This is a genomic window from Candidatus Zixiibacteriota bacterium (genome assembly GCA_021159005.1).
Taxonomy (GTDB): Bacteria; Zixibacteria; MSB-5A5; order UBA10806; family 4484-95; genus JAGGSN01.
The window spans coordinates 1-5912 of record JAGGSN010000053.1 but is presented as its reverse complement, the minus strand read 5'-3'; the positions used below and the strand labels follow the sequence as shown (position 1 = coordinate 5912).

Annotated in this window: 5 protein-coding genes; 3 read left to right on the top strand and 2 right to left on the bottom strand. The window is 44.0% G+C overall.

Features of this window, described 5'->3' with window-relative positions; genetic code table 11:
• Positions 1-267: 267 nt before the first annotated feature.
• A complete protein-coding gene (locus J7K40_03485) occupies positions 268-999 on the top strand; it encodes an ATP-binding cassette domain-containing protein (protein MCD6161460.1) in 732 nt (243 codons plus the stop codon).
• On the top strand, positions 996-1757 hold the full coding sequence (gene fetB / locus J7K40_03480) for an iron export ABC transporter permease subunit FetB (protein MCD6161459.1): 762 nt from the start codon (positions 996-998) through the stop codon (positions 1755-1757). Before J7K40_03485 ends, fetB begins: the two co-directional genes overlap by 4 nt.
• A 149-nt stretch (positions 1758-1906) precedes the next feature.
• Here the strand turns inward: fetB and J7K40_03475 are convergent, their stop codons facing one another.
• Complete coding sequence (locus J7K40_03475) at positions 1907-3325, bottom strand: sigma-54-dependent Fis family transcriptional regulator (protein ID MCD6161458.1); 1419 nt, start codon at positions 3323-3325, stop codon at positions 1907-1909.
• 142 nt (positions 3326-3467) lie between these two features.
• Here J7K40_03475 and J7K40_03470 point away from each other — a divergent pair, with 142 nt between their 5' ends.
• Positions 3468-5039, top strand: a complete 1572-nt coding sequence (locus tag J7K40_03470) for an NAD(P)H-hydrate dehydratase (protein MCD6161457.1) — start codon at positions 3468-3470, stop codon at positions 5037-5039.
• A gap of 70 nt (positions 5040-5109) precedes the next feature.
• Here J7K40_03470 and J7K40_03465 read toward each other — a convergent pair whose 3' ends face one another.
• Positions 5110-5862: a hypothetical protein gene (locus tag J7K40_03465; protein ID MCD6161456.1), complete on the bottom strand. Its 753-nt coding sequence runs from the start codon at positions 5860-5862 to the stop codon at positions 5110-5112.
• Positions 5863-5912 lie beyond the last annotated feature (50 nt).

Below are 5912 nucleotides of genomic sequence, written 5' to 3'. Positions count from 1 at the left end.
CCGGGGAATCTTTATTTATCCGGCATAGTGGTTAATCCGCCATTGGCGGACTCTACCAACTGAGCTACCGGGGATTATTTCCTTTATCGGCAAAATAAAATAGCGGTTAATATGTATTTGTCAAGAATAATTAGTCGAAATTATCAATAATTTCTAAATTGTATTATATTCACTAAAAACTCAAATAGTGATTAATCCTGTTGGAAAATAAATAAATACTTTTTATCTTATCAGTTAAAGCATATTCAACGAAAGGTAATAATTATCTTGAATTCAGCCAGCCCAATACTAAAAGTAAATAATCTATGCAGGACTATCAATATCCAAAATCAGCCGAAATCAATAATCGATAATTTCTCTTTTGAATTTAAAAAGTCTACGATATACAATATAATCGGCGCCTCCGGGTCGGGGAAATCATCACTGCTGCGTCTTCTCAACCGCCTTGATGAGCCTACTGGCGGACAGATAATATTTGATGGCAAAGATTATCGGGAATACCCGCCCTGCTCACTGCGCCAGAAAATTGGCTATTTATTTCAAGTTCCCTACCTTTTTCAGGGGACAATCTATGATAATCTTAAATATGCAAATCCAAAATTAACAGAAGAAAATATTAGCGAACTGGCTGCGCATACACGTATCGATGATAAACTGTTAACATCCAACGTTGAAAATCTTTCAATCGGCGAAAAACAGCGCGTATCTTTAGCCAGAATTCTAACGATAGAACCAGTAGTCATGTTATTAGATGAGCCAACGTCAGCCCTCGATCCGGCTAATACGGCGGCGATTGAAAACTTAATTAAAAATATCGCCCTCAATAAAAGATTAGCCGTTATTATGGTTACTCATGACCCCCAACAAGCGCTTAGAATGGGCGGCGAAGCTCTTTTATTGGATGAAGGCAAACTGGCTGAATGGGGAACGTGCGAAGATGTAATAAACAATCCGCAAACTGAAATAGGCCATCATTATAAAAACAAGGGATTAAAATGATTGAAGCCGGATATACTGAAGTCATTTTATCTTTGGTTTTAGTGGCAATTGCGATTGCAGTTAGCCGCTGGTGGAAAATACCAGTCCAAAAGGAAATGATTTTTGGGACATTACGGTCTTTTGTTCAATTAGTGGCTGTTGGCTATGCTTTAGAATTTATTTTCAATCTTGAAAATATCTGGTTGATATTCGCTGTCATTATGATAATGATATCGGTCGGCGCTCATACGGTATCGGGGCGTATTAAAAAAACGCCGAGTTCATTTTATACAGCTTTTATCTCAATTACTATCGGGTCTCTTCTCACTCTGGGGCTTATGTTATTACTGCGAATTATTACTTTTGAAGCTCGCTTTATAATTCCCTTAGCGGGTATGATAATCAGCAACTCAATGAATGCTTCTACCTTAACAATAAACCGCATCGCCTCGGACATTAAAACCAACCGCCTAAGGATTGAAACCGCCTTAGCTCTTGGCAAAACCTGGCGGGAAGCAAGCAAAAACTTCCAGCAGGATGCAGTTATTGCCGGTATGACTATGATATTAAACTTTATGAAAACAGCCGGTATAGTTGCCCTGCCCGGCGCTATGACAGGCATGATTCTCGCCGGCGCCGAACCACTGAAAGCCGTATTATTGCAGGTAATTGTTGGCTATATGATTTTAAGCTCCGTATCTATCTCATCAGTTATTGCTCTTGAATTGACTGTCAGAAAGTTTTTTACTTCCTCCCAACAGTTGAAAATCGAGGTCTGATAATTTTGGCCTGCTTTTATTGGAATGACAATAGCAAAATCACAGCTTAGACAAGTCGCAGCAAAAGGCAACCTGCCGGTTCTCGTTATCGGAAGAAAATTTCTCGCTCAAGCTGTTATCATATTCTTGCTGGTTATGGATAATGCCGATTATCTTTTTTTCAATCTCAGCTTTTTAATTTTTTTCGAGAGATTGCCGCGGTCGGTATTCAGTATCTTGGCGGCTTTTGTGATATTGCCATCGCAGTCTTCATATACTTCCGCCAGCAAACGCTTTTCTAAATCGGCAACCTGCCGGCGAAATGGAATATCGGGGCGATACAACTCTGAGCGTTTATATTCAGCGGATGTATTGACGGCATCAATATCAACCGTAAGGCTTTGCTTATCATGAGTTTCGGACAGGATGTTTTCTATAGTCGGCGAATGCATAATATTATCTTGTTCTGAGGCGGCAGCTTTTTCGATGCAATTCTTAAGTTCCCTTACATTACCCGGCCATTGATAAGACTTCAGATATTCCATTCCCTCACTATCAACTTGCTTGCGAACATATCCAGCTTGGTCGAGAAAATAACGGGTTAAGATTGGGATGTCATCCGGATAAGACCGAAGCGGCGGGACATCAACCGGGATTACATTGAGCCTGAAATATAAATCCTCGCGAAACCGTCTGGCTTTTACCTCAGGTTCGAGATTAGTCCGGGAAGCGGATATTATGCGAACATCCGTTTTAATCGCCTCATCTGAACCTATATGCCGAACCACTCCGGTTTCAATTGCTCGCAGGAGCTTTGCTTGCAAGTCATCATTTAGAACACCGATTTCATTCAGAAATATGGTGCCGCCGTCAGCCCGTTCAAATTTGCCCCGATGGTTATCGGAGGCGCCGATAAAGGCATCTTTTTCATGCCCGAATAGTTCGCTTTCGAGATACAAAAAGCTATTGCTGCGCTCCGGATTAATAGAGGCACAGTTTACCGCAATAAATGGTTTTGTCGCTCTATCCGAACAATAGTGAATATACTTAGCCGCCGCATGTTTCCCCGAACCCGGTTCGCCGATTATCAATACGCGCGAGGCTGACATCGCTACCCGTTTTATTTTCTCCCTAAACTGCGCAACAACTTTGGAACTTCCTATAAAATCAAACTGATTCGATAGCGACTGCTGTATCTTTTGTAAATCCTGTTCGAGCTTATGCTGATTTAGCGCATTCTTAATGGTGTTCAATATCAGGTCGGATTCCGACGTATTATAAACAAAACCATAAGCCCCAAGATTTACTGCCTTGCATGCCCTGTCGACATCGTTATAACCGCCGACAGCAATAACCGGCGCTGAGACACGAGCGCCTTTGATGCGTTTGAGAAGCTCAAGACTGTCTATATCAGGAATGGTAAGGCCAAGTATTATCAATCCGTAATCATAATTATTTGCAAGTTCAAATCCCTTCTGGCCGGTATAAATACAAGATGGAGAATAGCTATTTCGCTTTAGAATTGAGGAAAACAAATCAGTAGTGTGTTTATCATCATTGATAATCAATATTTCAATCTTACCGAGCATGAAAATATGCTATATTAAAATTATATGCTTGTCAACAATAAATAAGCAGGACCTTCATTCATGCTGCCAAACGCCGCTTGGTAGCCGACGGTTTTAATAATAATCTTGACATGCAATAGCTAAATTATAATACTTGTTCATTATGAAAATATGTACCCCAAAACAAATACAGGAAATCGACCGCAAGGCGATTGATGGGCTGGGCATTCCCGGCCTCGAATTGATGGAAAACGCCGGCCGGCTAACATACGAGATGATTATCGAGTATTATGGCCAGGTGGAAAATAACAGAATTGCCGTTGTTGTCGGCAAGGGCAACAATGGCGGGGATGGTTGTGTTGCAGCGCGCCATCTTGCTGAAGATGGCGCTCATGTCGAGATATTCCTATTATGCAAAAAAGATGCTTCCAAAGGCAATGCCGCCGTTAATCTAAAACGAGCCGAGGAGCTTAATATCCCAATCCATGAAATCATTGACCCGAACGAGTTTCATATACCGGATGATTCTCTGCTTATTGTGGATGCTATATTCGGCACCGGTTTCATCGGCGATATTAAAGCGCCTTATAATATCATTATCGATAAAATCAACGAAACCGGCATACCGGTTATAGCTGTGGATACGCCCTCCGGCCTTGACAGCGAGACGGGCAAAGTGTCATCGCCTACTGTTAAAGCCGATCTAACTGTTACTTTCGGTCTGCCTAAAATCGGGCAGGCGATGTATCCCGGCAAATCGTATTGCGGCCTGCTTGAGGTTGTCGATATCGGTTTTCCTCAAGGCTTAGATGAGGATGTCAAGACCTATCTCATTGATGACAGTGATGCGGTTAAGCTGTTGCCGTTGCGCAAACCGGATGCTCATAAGGGCAATTACGGCAAGTTGTTTATGATGGCAGGTTCGACAGGTTTAACCGGCGCGGCGTTTATGGCATCGATGGCGGCTTTAAGGTGCGGCACTGGCCTGGTAGTTTTAGGGTGTCCCTCAAGTTTGAATGCGGTAATGGAGGTCAAGCTTACCGAGGTTATGACCAAGCCTTTACCCGATGTCAAAAAGCGCGGCTGTTTAGCGCTTCGCGGGATGGGTGAAATCCGTCAGCAGATTGATTGGGCGGATGCGGTCGCTATTGGCCCGGGAATAGGCACGCATCATGAAACGGTTGAGCTTATACAAAGGTTAGCCAGCCAGATTGAAAAACCGTTGGTTATCGATGCGGATGGCTTGAATTGCCTGGCAAAGAATCCTGATATATTAAAACAGCACAAAGGGCAGCTTGTAATATCGCCGCATCCCGGCGAGTTTTCCCGTCTAAGCGGCTATACTATGGATGAGATTGCCGGTAATCGCCTGAAATTGGCGTCATCATTTGCCAATGAATACAATCTCACTATAATTCTTAAAGGCGCGCCCTCGATAATCGCCGAACCATCCGGCGGGATATATATCAACGATTCCGGCAATGAGGGAATGGCTACTGCCGGTTCCGGCGATGTACTCACCGGTCTGATTGGCGGGTTTTTGGCACAGGGCATGACCGCCGCCGATGCGGCTGTACTGGCAACTTATGTTCACGGCTTAGCCGGCGATCTGGCATCCGACATACAGGGCACAAGAGGCATGATTGCCGGTGATATACTCGATTTCGTACCGGAGGCGTTGATGGAGCTTGAGGATTTAGATGATTTCGATTTGGGATTTGAGGATGAATTTTAGGCTGGCGTAAGAAAATGTACGCCAGTCCCGGAATTATATAGAAGTATGGTTTATTATGCAAAGGTATTCTCTACATTAAAGAAACCCACCGCAAGCGGATGGGGCACCCATGCCAGAGAATGATATTCAATGTTACGCCCGAAACGATGCCGATAATTACTCCCGCCTGTGATGCCTTGCGGGTCAGGATTCCCAGCCAGAACGTTGCCAGTATCGGGCCATAGAAAGCAGAGCCGAATTTATTTACCAGCTCGACAACGGTTTCAGGTCCGCCAATCATCTGCAAGGCAAAAACCGCAGCAACTGCGCCCCAGAATACGGTTAGTATTCGAGAATAACGAACCATCTGCCGGGAAGATAGTTTTCTGGCTGAGGGGATATACCGCTCGATAAAATCACGCCAGGTTGCCGCCGAAAGCGAATTTAGCGCGCTGTCAATACTCGACATCGAAGCGGCAAAAATCCCGGCAACGACCAATCCAAGCAATCCTTTTGGGAAATATTTGACAAGAAAATATGGCACTAAAAAATCAGATGAGTCGCTATTGAGGCTGGCCGCAAATTCGGTGTGGCTGTGCAAAAACGGTATAAGCAATAAACCAAAAAGGCAGTAGGTTAAAACCAAAGGGAAACGCAATAAACCGTTAAAAAACATCGCCCGCTGCGCTTGTTGGGGAGTTTTTGTCGTTAGCAATCTTTGAGCCTGGCTCTGGTCACAGCCATAGTATGACAGATAGAGAAAGAACCCACCGATAAGCATTGGCCAGAAACCGAATGTGTTGCCATCCCCAAGTCCGGTTGATTTGAAATCAAGTATCTGCACGGGTGCCCCATCCGCTTGCGGTGGGTTCCCATTACATCATCGAATACAGG

Coding starts and splice junctions, on each gene's coding strand:
- fetB (MCD6161459.1), top strand. CDS start 996: ATGATTGAAGCCGGATATACTGAAGTCATTTTATCTTTGGTTTTAGTG.
- J7K40_03475 (MCD6161458.1), bottom strand. CDS start 3,325: ATGCTCGGTAAGATTGAAATATTGATTATCAATGATGATAAACACACT.
- J7K40_03470 (MCD6161457.1), top strand. CDS start 3,468: ATGAAAATATGTACCCCAAAACAAATACAGGAAATCGACCGCAAGGCG.